We start from the raw sequence: 16,894 nt of genomic DNA on the forward strand, positions 1-16,894 counted from the left end.
GAATGTCCCCTGAAATCCCTCTGGGAGAGATTTCAGGGGACGTTAAAAATCCTTGAATCCGACAAATCGGTTTAATCCCGGTTCAGACAATTATTCCTGCACCGCATCTATCCAGTTACCATCACCTTTGATGATATTGATTAGCTCATCAAGCGCATTGGCCGAACTGATGTTTTTCTTCACAGCTTCTTTACCCCGGTAAAGGGTAATTTTATCAGTACCAGAACCTACGTAACCGTAATCGGCATCAGCCATTTCACCGGGACCATTTACAATACAGCCCATGATGCCAATCTTTAACCCTTTAAGGTGACTGGTACGACTGCGGATCATTTGGGTAGTAACCATCAGATCGAACAGGGTACGCCCACAGCTTGGGCAGGAGATATATTCCGTTTTAGAAATCCTTGACCGGGTAGCCTGTAAAATACCAAAAGCAGTAGAAGTAATTACACTGGTAGGTAATTCAGGTGCATCTATCCAGATACCATCGCCAAAACCGTCAACTAATAAAGCGCCAAGATCAGTAGAGGCGTAGAGTTGGAGAAGAGTTTGTCCATGGTCCATGGTCCATGGACTATGGGCTTCCGCACTTTCGGACTCAAACAAATAGCTTCTCTTTACAATCACCGGTACATCCAAACCCAGTTCTTCCATTTTGAAGAAGAAAGAACGCTGTTCGGCCATGCCATGTAGCGCATCTGTTTCCAATACCAATACCAGCGATTTATCCAGTTGAATTGAGCCGAAATCTTCCGAATCAATATCAGCGGGTTTTAAATGTACCAGGTTCAGTTTTGATGAGCGGTCAACATCCCCGATGTATTCCTGCAATGTGAATACGGGGTGACAGTTGGTTTTATCAGCCAGTTTAAGCCATGTGTTATAATTATATAACTGCTTTAAATTGCCCGGTAAAGTAAATGAAGGTAATTCATTAGCCAGGTAAACAAAATCAACCGATTGCTCGGCCATGTTGTATTTATCCAGCAGCGGCGAATACAGGTATCCCGCTTCATTCAGCACAGCCGGATCTTTCAGGTTCTTTTTAGATAAATCAACAACAACCCTCGGCACTAAATGCCCACCGATAAATGCGTTAGCCTCGTAGGTTTCGCGTTTTTTGTATTCGTAGGGGCTATGTTTTGAAGGTGAAAGGTCAAAGGTTAAAGGCGAAAGGTTTTTTCTTCCGCAGCTACCTTTTGCCTTTCGCCTTTCGCCTTTTCCCTCATAGTGTAACGGCGAACCAGTTCAATAGCGACAGGTGCTTCAGCTTCGGGCTCTTCGGTAAGGGATACGCGTACGGTATCACCAAGGCCGTCTTCCAACAAGGTACCAATGCCCACGGCAGATTTTATGCGACCGTCTTCGCCATCGCCGGCCTCGGTTACACCTAAGTGCAACGGATAGTTCATACCCTCGGCAACCATGGTTTCAACCAGCAAACGGTAGGCCTGTACCATTACCTGTGGATTGCTCGATTTCATGGAGATTACGAGGTTATAAAAATTGAGCTGCTCGCACATCCGCATAAATTCCATGGCCGATTCAACCATGCCCTGCGGGGTATCGCCATAACGACTCATAATCCTGTCGCTCAGTGAACCATGGTTGGTACCTATGCGCATAGCGGTTCCATATTCTTTACAAACTTTTACAAGCGGCGTAAATTTCTGAAAGATGCGTTCAAGTTCGCCCTGGTATTCCAGGTCGGTGTAATCAATCTGATCGAATTTCTTTTTATCGGCGTAGTTGCCGGGGTTTACGCGCACTTTTTCAACAATACGTGCAGCTACCTCGGCAGCATTTGGGGTAAAATGGATATCAGCAACCAAAGGCACGGTATAGCCCCGTGCACGAAGCTGCTTTTTAATTTCGGCCAGGTTTTGGGCCTCTTTGATACTGGGTGCGGTGATGCGCACATACTCGCAACCCGCATCAACCATGCGGATTGATTGCTCAACCGTACCAATGGTATCCATGGTATCGGTAGTGGTCATGCTTTGGATCCGGATTGGATTATTCCCGCCCATAGGCACGTCGCCAATATTAACCTCGCGGGTAATAAAGCGTGAATATTCGGTTAACGAGTTACAATAACGGCCGGGCAGCACTTTAACAGCATCAGTATTCATCAATGATGGAAATTAGATTACAAAAATACGAAAGTTGTTTGATGGGAGGAAGTTGTAATGTTTAAAGGCGGGAAAGATTAGGTAAATGACCTTTCGCTATAATCATCTTTTACTTTATCAACTTTTTGTTTTTTTACTGACTTTTTAATATCGAATGAAATGTTAAAAGCTTTGAACAGCTTTTTTAAAGCATCTAATTGCTCTTTATTTTCCGGATGTGCAATTAATGATTTCATAATCAACTAACGTTTTTCATAGCTCGATATCCAGCAATCTTGCTCCGTGTACAATTCTAAGCACATTAATATTTTTATCATCAACTATTTGGTAGATGATTCTATACTTGTTTAATTATAATTCCCTGATTGATCTATCTGCTATCTCTGGTACAAACTTTCCTGATGTAGGATATTTATAAAGCTGATCGATCTTGTCAAATATTTTATTGATAAAATTTCTGGCAATTAACTCAGAATCTTGCGATATATATGTTTCTATATCTAATAAATCGTCATAAGCAGATTCAGTGATAACAATGTTTACTTGCTCCACTTATCTGCGAATTTCCTTTTTACATCCTTATAGTCCATTACCTTGCCTTCTTTAACGTCCTGCAAACCCTTCTCAACTTTTTCAACAAATAAAAGGCGCTCAATCAGTTTTTCAGTATCAAACTCATCTTCAAATGAATCAAGGGTTTCAAGCACCGTCGTCTTTTTCATCTGATTTAAATTATATAGCTAATATACAGAATTCTGTAAACAAAACACTCACACCAACCTATCCTTAATTACCAGTGTCCCCGCTATCATATCATGTAAACATTGCTGCTGTTTATTAAAAAAAGCCATAAGGTAGCCGATAAAAAAGGTTAATACCGAAAATATTTTGGCCAGGTTGCGGCCAATGGCTTTACCAACACTAATCCTATTACCATCCATATCAACCACTTTTATTTTGAGCATTTGCTTGCCGTAAGTAGCCTGCTTAACCGAACTTTCCATCAACACATGATAAATTAATTTACCAATGGGGGTAAAAGCAACGATGCCAATAGAGGTGTATATCCGCGCCTGCTTATCTGTAATAAACAGGAACACCGCCATTGCTGCCAGTAAAACAAATATGCCAAACACGATAAACCAATCCAGTGCCGAGGCCAGCCAGCGCTGGTCAAAACTGCCGTAGTATTGCATCAGTAATTTAGGCCGGGCGAAGCCAAATAGCTCCCGTAGCTCGGCTATTTCCTGGGCTTCCTTGTAATCCACCATATCCTCGGTTTTAACAAAATCACCGGGTTTAATGCCTCGGCTTTTTAGCTCGGGAATAGTAAAAGGGCCTTCCGGCTTACCGTTGATGACTAATATGTAGGGTTGGGACATAGAATGGTCGATTACATAACCATGTCATTGCGAGGAGGCACGACGAAGCAATCGCATACTATACAGGGCGGGACCTGCCTCCGTGCGATTGCCACGCTAAGCTCGCAATGACATGTTTTTTATTGCTTTTTATTGTTTTTTATCCCTCTAAGATAAATATTCCTTCCACCAATCAGAATTACAGGCACCTTTTACTTCGGTTGGCTCACCGGGTTTGGGTACAAATAAATCGATGTGTTTTTGGTTTGCCATAGCGGTTAGCCATTCAATAGGCTCGTACCAGGCATGCGGGGCCAGGTTAAACGTACCGTAATGGATGGGCATCATCAGTTTGCCTTTCAGATCGAGATGGGCATTTGAAGCATTATCAGGCCCCATATGAATGTCCGGCCAGAATTTTCCGTAAGCACCTATCTCCAGCATAGTCAAATCAAACGGACCAAAAGCCTCTCCTATCGCCTTAAATTCGGGCGAGTAACCCGAATCGGCACCAAAATAAATATTATGCTGCGGACCTTTAATTACGAACGACGACCACAGTGTTTCGTTCCGCCCAACAATGCCCCTGCCCGAAAAATGGCGTGAGGGCGTTGCAGTAAGTACAATTCCGTTACCGATCATGGCGCTATCGCCCCAATCCATTTCTGTGATAAAGTTGGCAGCCATTCCCCAGCGGGTTAAATATTGCGCTACTCCTATCGAACAGAAAAAAGGGATGTTCTTATCCGCAAAAAACTTAATGGTAGCCTTATCCAGATGGTCGTAATGATCGTGCGATTGGATCACGGCATCCAGCGGAGGCAGATTTTCCAAAGCTATCGGCGGCTGAAAAAACCGCTTCGGCCCAAACGATTGCGAAAACGAAACCCGCTCGCTCCAAACCGGGTCGGTAAGGATGCGTTTGCCATCAATCTCAATCAGGATACTGGAATGACCAACCCAGGTAATGCGCAAACCCGATGCGGGCGGAGTACTGTAAACCGATAGATCTGTTTTAAAAGGGCCTAAAGTTTTCTTAGGCGTATTTTCGGCCTTGTTGTTCATGTACTCCCTTAAAATGGGAATCATTTTACCAAAGCCGGCCTCATCAGTAGGTATGGTATTGAGATATTTTCGTCCTCTTTTTCGCGATGCGGGTAAACTCATAACAGCAATTATAGTACTTATATCAGGTATGATATAACTAACGCAAAAAAGTTACGAATGGTTGAAGCGGCTCAGCCTTTATTTACTTAAGAATGATATTGCCGTATCACAAAACTCAACAAGCGGAGCCGGCAAAGCATCTCCGGTAAAAGGATGTTCGCCACCAAAAGTATGATCTGCGCCTTTTTGCACTATGTATTGAGCAGCAGGATTAGCTTCATACAATTGCTGTGAGTGGCTTGCAGGTACGGTAGGGTCGGCATCACCATGAACAATGAGCCAAGGTTGCGTTACAAAGCTTGCCTGCCTGATGATATCCAGCCTGAGCGGATGACTATCCAGATCATCAAGCAGGGTTGATTTAACAGGCATTTGCTGCTCGGTACGTTTATTTTCAAAGTAAAAAACGCTTTGCAAACGCCATTGCTGTTCTATTTGTTTTGGCCACAGGTTCCGAAAACCGGATATGGAGGCCATAGTTACCAGCTTTTTAATCCGGCTATCTTCGGCAGTTTTGATAATACTTACGCCGCCGCCCATGCTGTGCCCAATGAGGTATACACCATTTGCAACAGGGATGCTTGCACCGCTGCAGGCAAAATCAATGATGGTATCCAAATCTTCCAATTCAATAGAGACTGTATTATCAGCAAAGGCCGTCAGATCGGCAAAATCCAAGGGATTGGCGGGCGTTGTGCCATTATGCGAAAAGTTAAATTTCAGGAAACGAAAACCCTTTTCGGCAAAATACCGGGCTAACAGATCATGCGTGCCCCAATCTTTAAATCCTTTAAAACCATGGGCAAAAATTACCAGCGGCGTATTTTTAAAAACATCGTCGTAGGTAACATCCATAAGCATTGGCCGCCCTTTAGCGCCGGGAAGGGTGAAACTATCTTTCCTGATCATGGAGGCTAATTTAGTATTAAAGGCCGAAAATATTATTGAAATAAGTAAGTGCAATTGGACTGAAGCCTTCTCTTCCCGTCCCTTTCAGGCCTTTCGTAGATTTTATTTAACCTTGAAAAGCAAAATCATCGAAACAGTTATATTAATTTTGAATATATTAGCTTGCAGTCGACATGCGCTATACCGAATATCGTCCTAATGGCATACTAAAAGATTTCATACAATGTTATTTTGTGTGCGAGACAGATATTCCTGTTATGACGGATGACAAGGTGTTTGCTACAGGCGCTATCGAGATCTTATTCAACCTGGGAGCGGATGGCCCGCAGCAGATAAAAAATGGCGAAATGGTAACCTGTCCCGATATACAATTGTGGGGGCAAACTATACAGCCATTTACTTTTACCTCTTACGGTAAGCACTGTATGTTTGGGATCCGTTTTTTCACCCATACCGCCGCCTGTTTTTTTAATGAACGGATAGAAGAATTTAATGACCGGGTCATTGATTTCAAAGAGCTGGGTGGAAAGGAAGCTGCTTTGTTACATTTGAGATTAATGGAGGCCAAAACGCCGGACCGGAGAATAGATTTAGTGGAAGAGTTTCTGATGAAAAGACTGTTAGCATCAGGGCCTAAATTCAGTAGGCTAAAGCTGATTAACAACATCATGCTTGACTTAAGCCGAGAAGATTTTCTGGAGAATATCAATACAGTGGCAGCTAAATACGGTCTTTCCTCCCGTTACCTTCAGAAAATATTTTTAAACTACTCCGGGCTGAGCCCGAACTTGTACACTAAGATAGCACGGTTTCAGAAAAGCCTTTACCGGGTTGCCGAAAACAAACTATCGCTCACCTCCATCGCTTATGAATGCGGGTACTTTGATCAGTCGCATTTTATAAAGGATTTTAAATTCTTTACCGGGTCGCTCCCTTCCCGGTTCTCGCCCGAAAGTTCAACCGATTTTTCTGCCGCGCTCAATAATTAAGCTGTTCCGATTTTTACAATTTCGGCCCATTTTATGGATATAATTTCGCTTTAATTATTCATTCAATATTTAAAGGATCATGAAACAAAAAACCTTAACTACAGCAATTATATGCCTGTGTCTTTTTTTAACGTATAAAAGCGGCATCGCCCAGGCAAATAATCCCGGCTTACAGCAGATCAAAAGCTCAATTCAAAAAATAAATACACTTTATTATGAGCTATTTGCAAAAAGTGATGCTTCAATCATAAACCTGTATACTGATGATGCTATTTTATTGGCGCCGAATATGCTGCCTATAAATGGCAAAAAGGCACTGAAAAAGGATTTCGAGGATACCTTTGTTGCAGGAAAAGTGAAAGGTGTTAAATTCCAAACGGACAATATTTATGGCGATGGTAAAGCTTACATTACCGAAGAAGGCACCTGGCAGGTTTTTGACCCAAATGGTAAAGTTCTTGATGATGGGAAGTATTTAAAATTGTGGAAACTCACCAAAGCCGGCTGGAAAATATTCAGGGATTCATTCAACAGCAACCACAAAATTTAAAAACGTTCCAGTCCCATCAGGGTCTCCCGCAGTTTAAGTTTACCCATAAAATCAATAGTCAAATTGGGTAATCTTGATAAGTTGAACCCCTCCCGTCCCCTCAGGGTCTCTCGCAGAGGACCCTGAGGTTGCCCATCATTTTAAGATCCATAATAACATGGAATAGCGTAGAACATCAGGGTCCTCTGTGAGAGACCCTGATAGAACAGCACATATAAAAAATACTACCTACACCCTCTTCCCATTAAAAGTAATGTTATACAAATCCGTGCGCCTGTCTTTGATATTTTGCACGCTGCCATACTCATGCAGCTCATCCAGCAATGAGAGGTCAACATCGGCAATAACAATCATTTCGGTATTTGGCGTAGCCTCAGATTGGATTCCGTTTGTAGGGAAGCCAAAATCAGAAGGTGTAAACACCGCCGACTGTGCATAGCTGATGCCCATATTATTTACATTAGGCAGGTTACCAACGCAGCCGGCAATAGCCACATAGCATTCGTTTTCAACTGCACGGGCCTGGGCGCAAAACTTAACCCGGTTGTAACCATTTTGCGTATCGGTAAGGAAGGGAACAAACAAGATCTGCATATCCTGACCGGCCAAAATGCGTGATAGTTCAGGAAATTCAACATCATAGCAGATCAGGATGCCAACCTTGCCGCAATCCGTATCAAATACTTTAACCTCATCGCCGCCGCGCATGCCCCATGAGCTGATCTCGGCCGGGGTTGGGTGAATTTTGTATACCTCTTCCATACTGCCATTCCGCCTGAACAGGTAGGAAACATTATACAACGACTCCTCAAAAATATAAGGCATGCTGCCCGCGATGATATTCACATTATACGATACCGCCAGCTTTGAAAACTCCTCGATAATGGGCTGGGTATATTTAGCCAGCTCACGCATGGCCTTGGCCGAATCCATATGGTTATAATCGGCCATAAGCGGTGTATTGAACAGCTCGGGGAACAGGATAAAATCGGCCTGGTAATCGCTCACGGCGTCAACAAAATATTCGGCGTGTTTCATCAGCTCACTGATATTACTGTACGAACGCATCTGCCATTGAACCAGGCCAATGCGTACCACCGTTTTATGGTTAATAACATCGCTTACCTCTTCGTAATAAACATTATTCCACTCAATAAGTGTAGCAAAGCCTTTTGAGCGACTATCCTCGGGCAGATAATTCCTCAATACCTTGCGCACATGGAAATCGTTAGATAGCTGGAACGATAAAGTAGGGTCGTAGATCTCCTTATATTTTACTTTATCAATATACTGACGGGGTGTAAGCTCGTTCTGAAATTTTTGATAATTGGGGATCCGGCCGCCTGCTATAATGCTTTTCAGGTTCAGCTTTTCGCAAAGGGCCTTGCGGGCATCATACAAGCGACGTGCAAGGCGCAATCCACGATATTTAGGATGGATAAACACATCAATACCGTAAAGTACATCCCCTTTGTCATTATGGGTTTTAAAGGTACTATCGCCGGTAATTTGCTTATAGGTGTGGTTATCGCCAAATTTTTGGTAATCGACTATAATAGCCAATGCACAGCCAACAACCGTATCGTTAACGGTGATGCAGATCTGCCCTTCGGGGAATATTTTGATGAGCCGGCGAATAGAATTGGCATCCCAATAGTCCTCGTCCATATCCATATAGGCCGATTTCATTGACTTTTTTAGCTCCTGGTAGTCCTGTACTTCCAGGTTGCGCATTTCAATACTTTGCAGATCCATATTTTTATTTTGCTTCGATAGCAACAGCCAAACGCTGTTTTGGTTTAAGCTTTTTTAGCATCGGTTGTATGCCACCAGGCCCAATAGATCAGTACAAACTGCAGTGCTAAGCGCAGCCATGCCAAAAAAGGTGTAACTGTTATGGAATTTAACTTCATTGGCGCTTTAAATGCCATGCTCACGTGGATCTGCAAAAAGGCAATCAACATTAAAACAATTCCCCAGGCGGCCCAATACCTTGTTTTGGATGGTATAAGTAACAACCCTAATGAAATTTCGGCAATCCCGGCAAGTAGGTTAACAGTCTCAGGGTAAAGCAGGTTATTGGGCATTACGGCATAATAGAAGTCCGGGTCACGGAAGTGATTAAGGCCTGCAAGCACGTAAAACGCCACGAGTATTACCAGGCTTATTTTTTTATACTTATCCATGTTTTAATTTACAAATATTTTGTGATACGTATTGCAAAACAGTTTAAATACTGCAAAACAAGCCATTTTTGCAATTTATAACCATTCCAAATAAGCCTGTTTGACAAAGTGTTGACATTGGATGTGCCGAATAGTGATACTTTTGTTCGGTCAAATTTTAAAACTGCTTTGAAGTATCTAAAGGTAATAGCTTTTACGCACAAACAGATTGAACTGAAGGAATTGGGTAGATTGGTGGTTTGCCAAGAAAATCTGACAGATAAACTTGCACAAGTTAAAAAGCAGTTCAACATCCCGGAGATCTTCTACCTGGCTACCTGTAACCGTGTGGAATTTGTAATGACAACCCCACAATCAGTTGACAAAGATTTTGCCAAAAAATTCATAGAGGCCTTCAACACAGAGCTTTGCCATGATTCACTAAGCACCTTTATGGATAGCGCGTCTATTTATGAAGATCAGGAAGCTATGGTGCACCTGTTGCGTACTTCATGTTCGCTGGAGAGTTTGATCGTGGGCGAAAAGGAGATCCTGGCCCAATTACGCAAAGCATATGAACATTGCAAAGAGGCTGGCCTAACCGGCGATGCCATGCGCATGATCATGAACTGCGTGGTAAAAACAGCCAAGGAAGTTTATACACATACCAACATCTCCAAAAACCCAATCTCGGTAGTATCGCTGGCTTACCGCAAGCTAAAAGACCTTAATCTTTGTTCAAATGCCCGTGTTTTGATCATCGGCGCAGGCGAAACTAACCGTAACATTTCCAAATATCTTCAAAAACATAAATTTTCAAACTTCGCGGTATTTAACCGTACCGTGGCCAATGCCGAAAAATTAGCTGCCGATTTGGGCGGAGAAGCGTTTGACCTCGAAGCTTTGAAAAGCTATAAAAAAGGTTTTGATGCCATTATCACCTGCACATCGGCAGTTGAGCCAATCATCACCACCGAAATTTACCAATCGCTGCTCAACGGCGAAACCGGCAGGAAAACCATTGTGGATCTTGCCATCCCAAATGATACCGCTCCCGAAGTATTAGAGCAATTCCCGGTTAACTTTATCGAAGTACACTCCCTTAACGAGGTTGCCAAAAAGAACCTGCAGGAACGCTACCACGAACTGGTACATGCCGAAGCTATTATTGAACAAAACATAGCCGAATTTATACAGCAGCTTAAACAGCGCCGTATTGAGGTAGCTATGCGCCAGGTACCCGAAAAAATCAAGGAGATCCGCAATACCGCCATCAACTCTGTTTTTGCCGATGAGGTACAAGGCCTGGACGAGCAATCGCGCGAAATCCTGGAAAAGGTGATCAACTACATGGAGAAAAAATATATCAGCGTACCCATGGTTATGGCGAAAGATATATTGATCAATGAAAACTAAAACTTTCTGAATCAGAATTTACGGGATTTGAGGATTGACAGAATGCTTGCTTTTGTCTGAAACCGAATTACTTGAATTTAAGAATTGATCAGAATATTGGTTGTGATTTTATCTAATACTGGTCGAAGTTTAGCGAAGCGTAACTTCGTCCTGAAATGAGTTAAGCTTTCAGCTTAACCGAACACCATATCATCACCATGCAAAATATCAAATGTATGCTGCAAACTGTTTACTCATAACTGCCAACTGAATATGGGCGTTACCTCCGGTCCGGGCTGTACACTCATACGCCTGCAGGCTTTACGCTCGCTGGCCGGTAGCCGCTCCCATCCCTAACGCAGGTATTTTTCGTTAAACCTATTTGGCTATTATTGGGGCTTATTTCCCTTGTAAAACAAACATTCAATCACTCCGTCCTCAAACTCTTTATCGGGTTAACTGTCGCGGCTTTTACAGATTCATAACTAACCGTAATCCAGGCTATTCCCAATGCAGCTACAGAGGCAATAAAGAACACCAGCCAGCCAGCATTGATATGATAAGCAAAACCCGACAGCCAGCTGTTAACCGCATACCATGAAAGTGGGATAGCGATAACTATAGCAATCAAAATAAGCCTGGTGATACCTGATGACAGTAAGTAAACCAGGTTTACCACAGATGCCCCTAACACTTTGCGTACGCCAATTTCCTTGGTACGCTGCTCGGCCATAAATGCTGATAAACCAAATAAACCCAGGCACGAAATAAAGATCCCCAAACCGGCAAAAAGATTAAAAATATTGCCCATTTGTTGTTCGCCTTTGTAAAGTTTGGATAACTCCTGGTCAATAAAATCAAATTTGAAGGGATAAGCTGGATTGAGCGCCTGGCTCATAGCCGCCAGTGCCTTTATTGTAGCATTAGTTTTTCCGGGCAAGGTCCTGATCACCACATAACCGCCTATTTTATTGAAAGGTATAACCAACGGCTCAATGCTTTGCTGAACGGGCTTAAAATTAAAGTCTTTTATAACCCCTACAATAGTACCCTTGTTACCCCAAACCGCTAATGGTTTGCCTACTGCAGTACTGGCGGTAAGGCCCATTACGCTGGCCATTTTTTCGTTGATCATGTAATTATTCGAGTCGGTTTTAAAACCTGCCGAAAAGCTTCGGCCGGCGGCTAACTTCATTCTGAACGTGTGCGTAAAATCTTCATCGGCTGCCATTACAGGGATAGACAATTGCGAACGTGGGTCCTTACCGCTCCACTGCACATTAAGTGTCCAGCCGCCAAGTTCAGTTGGCAAATCTGTAATCGTTGTAAAATCGCTCGTAAGCGACGTTTGCCTTAACATGTTTTTCAAAGCCTCCTGCTTATGCCAGATCTCGCCCGTCATTGGCACGTATAAAAGATTGGCTTTCTCGAAACCGGGATTCCTGTCCCTGATAAATTTAAGCTGATTATAGATCACCACCGTACCCACTAACAATACAATGGAAACCATAAACTGAACTACAACTAAAGCATTACGGAACAGCAAATTGCCTCCCATTGATTTCACGTTACCCTTAAGCACTTTAACCGGGTTAAAACCAGAGAGAAATAAGGCAGGATAACTTCCCGAGATAAGACCAGTTATTAAAGCAATACCGGTAAGACTTAACCAAAGCCTGGCATCCGACAGATCAATAACAAGTTTCCTGTTAGCCAGATCATTAAACACTGGTAAAAACATCCGAACAATAACAAGCGCGAGTAAAAGGGAAAGAAAGGAGATAAATACCGACTCGCTTAAAAACTGAAGGACCAATTGCCCGCGAACAGCACCCGCTACCTTACGTAAGCCTATTTCTTTGGCCCTGCGTGCCGAACGTGCGGTAGCCAGGTTCATGAAATTGATGCAGGCCACAATCAATATCAATATGGCGATCGCAAAAAAGATGCTTACATACTGCGCATTCCCATGCCCCGGCGAATCTCCTAATCTTTCGGGATCAAGGTGTATTTTGGTTAAAGGCTGTAATTTGAACGTTGCCTTGGTATCCGGGCTATGTTTGTGAAAAATCTGCCCGATTTGCGTTTCCAATTTGGCAACGTTAGCAGCGGAAGGGTCAAAACTTTTATCGAACTGTACGTAACCAAAAAAATTAAAATTATCCCAGATATTATTCTTCAGATCGTTATTGGTTTGTGCTATTAAAGCCATCGGAAGCAGGATATCAAATTGCAGATCGGAGTTAGCCGGAATATTGGCCATAACCCCTGTTACTACCAGGTTTTCTTTGTTATCTTTTCGTATTACCTTGCCAATCGGGTTTTCTTTTCCGAAGTATTTTGTGGCGATATCTTCTGTTATTAAAACACCATTTGCCTGATTTAAAGCAGTAGCGCGGTCGCCTTTTATTAATGGATATGAAAACATGTCCATAAAATTGGGATCGGCATAAAACACATGTTCTTCCTGAAATTTCCGGTTACTTATTTCGAATAAAACAGATGGAAAACCGGGATATAAACGGGCTACATTTTTAACCGCAGGGATCTCCGATTTTAATCCAAAAGGCATCCCGGCCGAACTTGCCGCGGTTTTAGAATCACCAAAATCGCTGTCGATTCGATAGATCTGCCCGGCATTTTTATGGAACTTATCATAGCTCAATTCATTTTGCACCCAAAGCAAAATCAGGATACTTGAACCAAGGCCTATCGCTAAACCTGATATATTGATTATGGAATAGGCTTTATCTTTTATTATATTTCGGTAAGCCAGTTTAAAATATGTTTTGAACATAGGTATGCTGATTGTAGACGTTGTTAAACTTAAATAAACTATTTGATACGCTGGTAGTGCCTAAAACCCATGCCACATATTTAAGACACTGACAAACAGTACATTAATGTTATTTTATTTATAATGCCGTTCGGAAACGTTACAACGGGTGTGCGTTTCTGCCTGGCATTACTACCCTGCGATAGAGCCCATCAAATAAAAGGCTGCCTTGCTTATAGAGGAGCAGCTTTTTAATTTGATTAAGCCTTACCGAATCATTCTGTCCTCAAGTTTTACGTTCCATCAGGGTCTCTTGTAGAGGACCCTGATGTCTTCGCCAAGCAGGTACGCCTTTTCTCGTAAGATGATCAAGGCTGATAGTGGAAACATCAGGGTCCTCTACAAGAGACCCTGATGAGAAGGTAGTCTCACAATAATCTTCCTGATTATTCTGTCCTCAAACTTTTTACAGGGTTCGCCAGCGCGGCTTTTAACGCTTTGTAACCTACCGTGAACCAGCCTATCAATAACGAAGTTGTAATGGCTGCCACAAAAACCCATAAGCCCGGCGAAATACGATAGGTGAAAGTTTGCAGCCATCCGTTCATCAGGTACCAGGCAAGGGGCGCGCCAATCATAAATGCCACCACGATAAGAGCTAAAAATTCCTTCGAAAACAGGTACACAATGCTGCTTACTGATGCGCCTAAAATCTTTCGGATCCCTACCTCTCTTGTGCGCTGTACCGCCATAAACGATACCAGGCCGTACAAACCAAGGCAGGAGATAAAAATAGCGATGAGCGCGAATACTTTATAGATCAGTTCAAGCTGGTTTTCCTGTTCGTAAAATTTGGCAATGCTATCGTCAACAAAAAAGCCGGTGTAGGCATATTCTGGATATTTCTTTTCCCAGGCACTTTGCACCAATGCTACCGTTTTTGCAAGTCTCCGGCTTTCAATTTTTACCGCTATTTGCTGTTCCGATTGTTTTGAGGGGAACATCACCAGCGGTTTAACTTCCTCGCGCATGGAGTTTGTTTTAAAGTCGGCAACAACACCTGCTATGGGCAGGTTTCCGTAACTATCAAAGGTAAGGGTTTTGCCTAAAGCATCATTTGCACGTTTAATACCCAATTTGTGTATAAAAGTTTCATTAACCACCAGTTCTCGTGCGGTATCGCTGGGTTCATAGCTTTTGCCTGCTATAAACCTGAGGCCAAAAGTTTTAAAGTAATCCGCGTCGGCCACTTTCATGAAAATATCAAAGCCAGGATCTTTATCTGAATGATTGAAGTAGAAATTGCTTGAATTATTATGCGATGACGATGGCGCGTCAGCCGAAAAACTGGCTGCCTTTACACCCTGCAAGGTAAGCACCTGCTGTTTAAAGCTGTTCATTCGTGATAAACCGATGCTATCGGCAGGGCATGGTATGGCCAATACGGCTTCTTTATTAAACCCGAGGTCGGCATTGTTTACAAAATCCATTTGTTTAACGGCGATAGCTGTTCCGATAATCAGCAACTGTGAAATGGTAAACTGGGTAACTACCAGCACACGGCGGAGCGATATACCACCGACAGCCGCCGAATTAATCTTATTTTTCAGCGCCTCAACAGGTTTAAATCCCGATACGATAATTGCCGGATATACTCCTGAAAGCAGTATCACTGCAACTATTACACAGGCCAGGCAAAGTAATATGCCGGGATTGAACAAACCAATGGTATCCGGAACGCTGGCGATATGTTTGAGTAATGGTAAAGCAATTTCGGCTATGCAAATTGCAAGGCCGGCCGAAATTAGTACGATAATGGCCGTTTCGCACATTACCAGGCCTACCAATTGCCCGCGGCTGCTGCCCAGCACTTTGCGGATGCCTACCTCTTTGGAGCGGCCAACGGATTGCGCGGTTGAAAGGTTAATGAAATTGATGGATGCCATAACGATGATCAGCACCGCGATAAGCGACAAGGTACGCAGCGTGGACTTGCCGGTTACATGATCGCCCAGCGTGCCGCCAAAACTGGTGTCAAAATGGATTGCCGATAAGGGTTGCGCTACAGCATATCTTTTCCTGGCAGCGCGTTTACTATCACTATTAAATTGTTTTTCGGAAAAACTGAGCATTTGACTTTCGATGCTGCTTTGCAATACATTTGCAGGAAATTTTATATACACCTGGCAGTCGCTGCTGGTTTCATCCCAGGTATATGCGTAATGGTAGCTTTTGGGGTTCTTCTTCCAGGTGATGTACGAAATCAACACTTTGAGCGGCAGGTCGGTATTTGGGGGAACATCCTTTATCACACCCGCTACTTTTAGCGTCAGCAGGTTATCCATCCTAAGTGTTTTTCCTGCTGCCGTTTGCCAGTTACCAAAATATTTTACGGCGCTGCTTTTATCAATCACCACCATGTTAGGATCTTTTAAAGCCAACGCGCTGCCGGCAAGCCAGGTTGCTGAAAAAATATCGAAAAGCTGAGGTTCGGCAAACATGATGCCGGTGTTCTCAACAAACTTTTTATCGCCGGCGGCGTTCCCGTTAGCCGCCGGGGCTACGATCTGGCTGCCATAAATGGCGTTGATACCTGCAATGGTAGCCTGTGGGAAATAAAGACGAAAAGCATCTACAGCGGGTGTTGAGATCCCGGCACTATACCTGATATTGCCTTCCCTGTCTTTTTTGGTAACGATGCGATAAGTGCTTTTATAACCGGGTTGATAGGTATCAAAGCTCAACTCATATTGAACAACTACAAATATCAGCAGGCAGGCCGCAATGCCCACCGCCAGCCCGGCTACATTAATGGCCGAGTAACTTTTGTGACGGGTGATATTACGCCACGCGATCTTAAAATAATTTTTGAACATATAGCTGCGGTTTAATTTCCGGGAAGGCCACATAATTGTGGTTTCATGCTTCGAAATTACCCCTGCAAACTGGGTGTGTCGTCTTAAGTTATAACTTGGGAACTCTTTTTGGGGCTCACTTTTATATTCCGCCGGACTTTTGCCGGTCATCTGTTTAAAAATGCGGTTAAAAGAAGATTTTGAATTAAACCCCGACTCCAGTGCTATACCAAGCAGGGTTATATGGGCAAAAGTAGGATCCCGCATTTTCCGGATTACTTCCGCAACGCGATATTCATTGATAAAATCGTTAAAGTTTTTCTTGAGTGCCACATTGATGATCCGGGATAGCTCATGAACGGTGAGGCCCAATTTTTCGGCAAGCGAGGTCAAATTCAGTTCGGCATCGTGGTAATACCGGTTGGCCTCCATAGCCTTCCTTAGCCAGGTTCCTTTTTGCCTGAGCTCCGCTGAAACCGGTGCCTTCAAAACCGGGGAGGCTTGCACAATAACTGAAGTTCCTGGTTTTGAATGAACCGTCGCCGCTATCCAAATCATCATTCCCGCTAACAGCAAATACAAGGGATAGTAC

Annotated in this window: 12 protein-coding genes and 2 pseudogenes; 3 read left to right on the plus strand and 11 right to left on the minus strand. The window is 43.3% G+C overall.

The features are described from left to right. Nucleotides 1-90 precede the first annotated feature (90 nt). The 7 genes and pseudogenes from ispG to ACQ86K_RS26180 form a co-directional block, all read right to left on the minus strand. A pseudogene (ispG, locus tag ACQ86K_RS26150) lies at nucleotides 91-2,135 on the minus strand ((E)-4-hydroxy-3-methylbut-2-enyl-diphosphate synthase). A gap of 77 nt (nucleotides 2,136-2,212) precedes the next feature. Beyond that, nucleotides 2,213-2,371, minus strand: a complete 159-nt coding sequence (locus ACQ86K_RS26155; RefSeq protein ID WP_176844429.1) for a DUF2683 family protein — start codon at nucleotides 2,369-2,371, stop codon at nucleotides 2,213-2,215. Between the two features lie 16 nt (nucleotides 2,372-2,387). Then, nucleotides 2,388-2,687, minus strand: a pseudogene (locus ACQ86K_RS26160) (type II toxin-antitoxin system RelE/ParE family toxin). Next, the gene (locus ACQ86K_RS26165; protein WP_091165582.1) at nucleotides 2,675-2,857 is read right to left on the minus strand and encodes a hypothetical protein; all 183 of its coding nucleotides are present in this window, start codon (nucleotides 2,855-2,857) and stop codon (nucleotides 2,675-2,677) included. Before ACQ86K_RS26165 ends, ACQ86K_RS26160 begins: the two are co-directional and overlap by 13 nt. A 48-nt stretch (nucleotides 2,858-2,905) precedes the next feature. Further along, nucleotides 2,906-3,517 carry an RDD family protein gene (locus ACQ86K_RS26170; protein WP_091165580.1) on the minus strand — a complete coding sequence of 204 codons (612 nt, stop codon included), beginning with the start codon at nucleotides 3,515-3,517 and terminating at the stop codon, nucleotides 2,906-2,908. Nucleotides 3,518-3,664: 147 nt separating this feature from the next. Beyond that, nucleotides 3,665-4,663 carry an MBL fold metallo-hydrolase gene (locus ACQ86K_RS26175; RefSeq protein WP_091165577.1) on the minus strand — a complete coding sequence of 333 codons (999 nt, stop codon included), beginning with the start codon at nucleotides 4,661-4,663 and terminating at the stop codon, nucleotides 3,665-3,667. Between the two features lie 78 nt (nucleotides 4,664-4,741). Beyond that, entirely contained in the window at nucleotides 4,742-5,572 is an 831-nt protein-coding gene (locus tag ACQ86K_RS26180) for an alpha/beta hydrolase family protein (protein ID WP_091165574.1), read from the minus strand. A gap of 173 nt (nucleotides 5,573-5,745) precedes the next feature. On the opposite strand from ACQ86K_RS26180, the gene ACQ86K_RS26185 reads away from it, so the two are divergent. Together ACQ86K_RS26185 and ACQ86K_RS26190 are read left to right on the plus strand one after the other, a co-directional pair. Then, nucleotides 5,746-6,561, plus strand: coding sequence for a helix-turn-helix transcriptional regulator (locus ACQ86K_RS26185; protein ID WP_091165571.1), 816 nt, complete (start codon nucleotides 5,746-5,748; stop codon nucleotides 6,559-6,561). 79 nt (nucleotides 6,562-6,640) lie between these two features. Beyond that, a complete protein-coding gene (locus tag ACQ86K_RS26190) occupies nucleotides 6,641-7,111 on the plus strand; it encodes a YybH family protein (protein WP_091165567.1) in 471 nt (156 codons plus the stop codon). A 228-nt stretch (nucleotides 7,112-7,339) separates the two neighbouring features. Here the strand turns inward: ACQ86K_RS26190 and ACQ86K_RS26195 are convergent, their stop codons facing one another. Together ACQ86K_RS26195 and ACQ86K_RS26200 are read right to left on the minus strand one after the other, a co-directional pair. Beyond that, complete coding sequence (locus ACQ86K_RS26195) at nucleotides 7,340-8,866, minus strand: carbon-nitrogen hydrolase family protein (RefSeq protein ID WP_091165564.1); 1,527 nt, start codon at nucleotides 8,864-8,866, stop codon at nucleotides 7,340-7,342. A 44-nt stretch (nucleotides 8,867-8,910) separates the two neighbouring features. Beyond that, entirely contained in the window at nucleotides 8,911-9,297 is a 387-nt protein-coding gene (locus ACQ86K_RS26200) for a DoxX family protein (protein WP_091165562.1), read from the minus strand. A gap of 168 nt (nucleotides 9,298-9,465) precedes the next feature. On the opposite strand from ACQ86K_RS26200, the gene hemA reads away from it, so the two are divergent. Continuing rightward, nucleotides 9,466-10,692, plus strand: a complete 1,227-nt coding sequence (hemA, locus tag ACQ86K_RS26205) for a glutamyl-tRNA reductase (protein ID WP_091166945.1) — start codon at nucleotides 9,466-9,468, stop codon at nucleotides 10,690-10,692. Between the two features lie 406 nt (nucleotides 10,693-11,098). Here hemA and ACQ86K_RS26210 read toward each other — a convergent pair whose 3' ends face one another. Together ACQ86K_RS26210 and ACQ86K_RS26215 are read right to left on the minus strand one after the other, a co-directional pair. After that, nucleotides 11,099-13,468, minus strand: a complete 2,370-nt coding sequence (locus ACQ86K_RS26210; protein WP_091165558.1) for an ABC transporter permease — start codon at nucleotides 13,466-13,468, stop codon at nucleotides 11,099-11,101. 425 nt (nucleotides 13,469-13,893) lie between these two features. After that, on the minus strand, nucleotides 13,894-16,863 hold the full coding sequence (locus ACQ86K_RS26215; protein ID WP_431199062.1) for an ABC transporter permease: 2,970 nt from the start codon (nucleotides 16,861-16,863) through the stop codon (nucleotides 13,894-13,896). Nucleotides 16,864-16,894: the final 31 nt, after the last annotated feature.

It is taken from the genome of Mucilaginibacter sp. P19 (assembly GCF_050632265.1).
Taxonomy (GTDB): domain Bacteria; phylum Bacteroidota; class Bacteroidia; order Sphingobacteriales; family Sphingobacteriaceae; genus Mucilaginibacter; species Mucilaginibacter gossypii.

Bases quoted from the DNA above. Each gene is read 5' to 3' on its own strand.
- ACQ86K_RS26215 (WP_431199062.1), bottom strand. From the start codon at position 16,863: ATGATGATTTGGATAGCGGCGACGGTTCATTCAAAACCAGGAACTTCA.
- ACQ86K_RS26175 (WP_091165577.1), bottom strand. From the start codon at position 4,663: ATGAGTTTACCCGCATCGCGAAAAAGAGGACGAAAATATCTCAATACC.
- ACQ86K_RS26210 (WP_091165558.1), bottom strand. From the start codon at position 13,468: ATGTTCAAAACATATTTTAAACTGGCTTACCGAAATATAATAAAAGAT.
- ACQ86K_RS26200 (WP_091165562.1), bottom strand. From the start codon at position 9,297: ATGGATAAGTATAAAAAAATAAGCCTGGTAATACTCGTGGCGTTTTAC.
- ACQ86K_RS26180 (WP_091165574.1), bottom strand. From the start codon at position 5,572: ATGATCAGGAAAGATAGTTTCACCCTTCCCGGCGCTAAAGGGCGGCCA.
- ACQ86K_RS26190 (WP_091165567.1), top strand. From the start codon at position 6,641: ATGAAACAAAAAACCTTAACTACAGCAATTATATGCCTGTGTCTTTTT.
- ACQ86K_RS26170 (WP_091165580.1), bottom strand. From the start codon at position 3,517: ATGTCCCAACCCTACATATTAGTCATCAACGGTAAGCCGGAAGGCCCT.
- ACQ86K_RS26195 (WP_091165564.1), bottom strand. From the start codon at position 8,866: ATGGATCTGCAAAGTATTGAAATGCGCAACCTGGAAGTACAGGACTAC.
- ACQ86K_RS26185 (WP_091165571.1), top strand. From the start codon at position 5,746: ATGCGCTATACCGAATATCGTCCTAATGGCATACTAAAAGATTTCATA.
- ACQ86K_RS26165 (WP_091165582.1), bottom strand. From the start codon at position 2,857: ATGAAAAAGACGACGGTGCTTGAAACCCTTGATTCATTTGAAGATGAG.
- ACQ86K_RS26155 (WP_176844429.1), bottom strand. From the start codon at position 2,371: ATGAAATCATTAATTGCACATCCGGAAAATAAAGAGCAATTAGATGCT.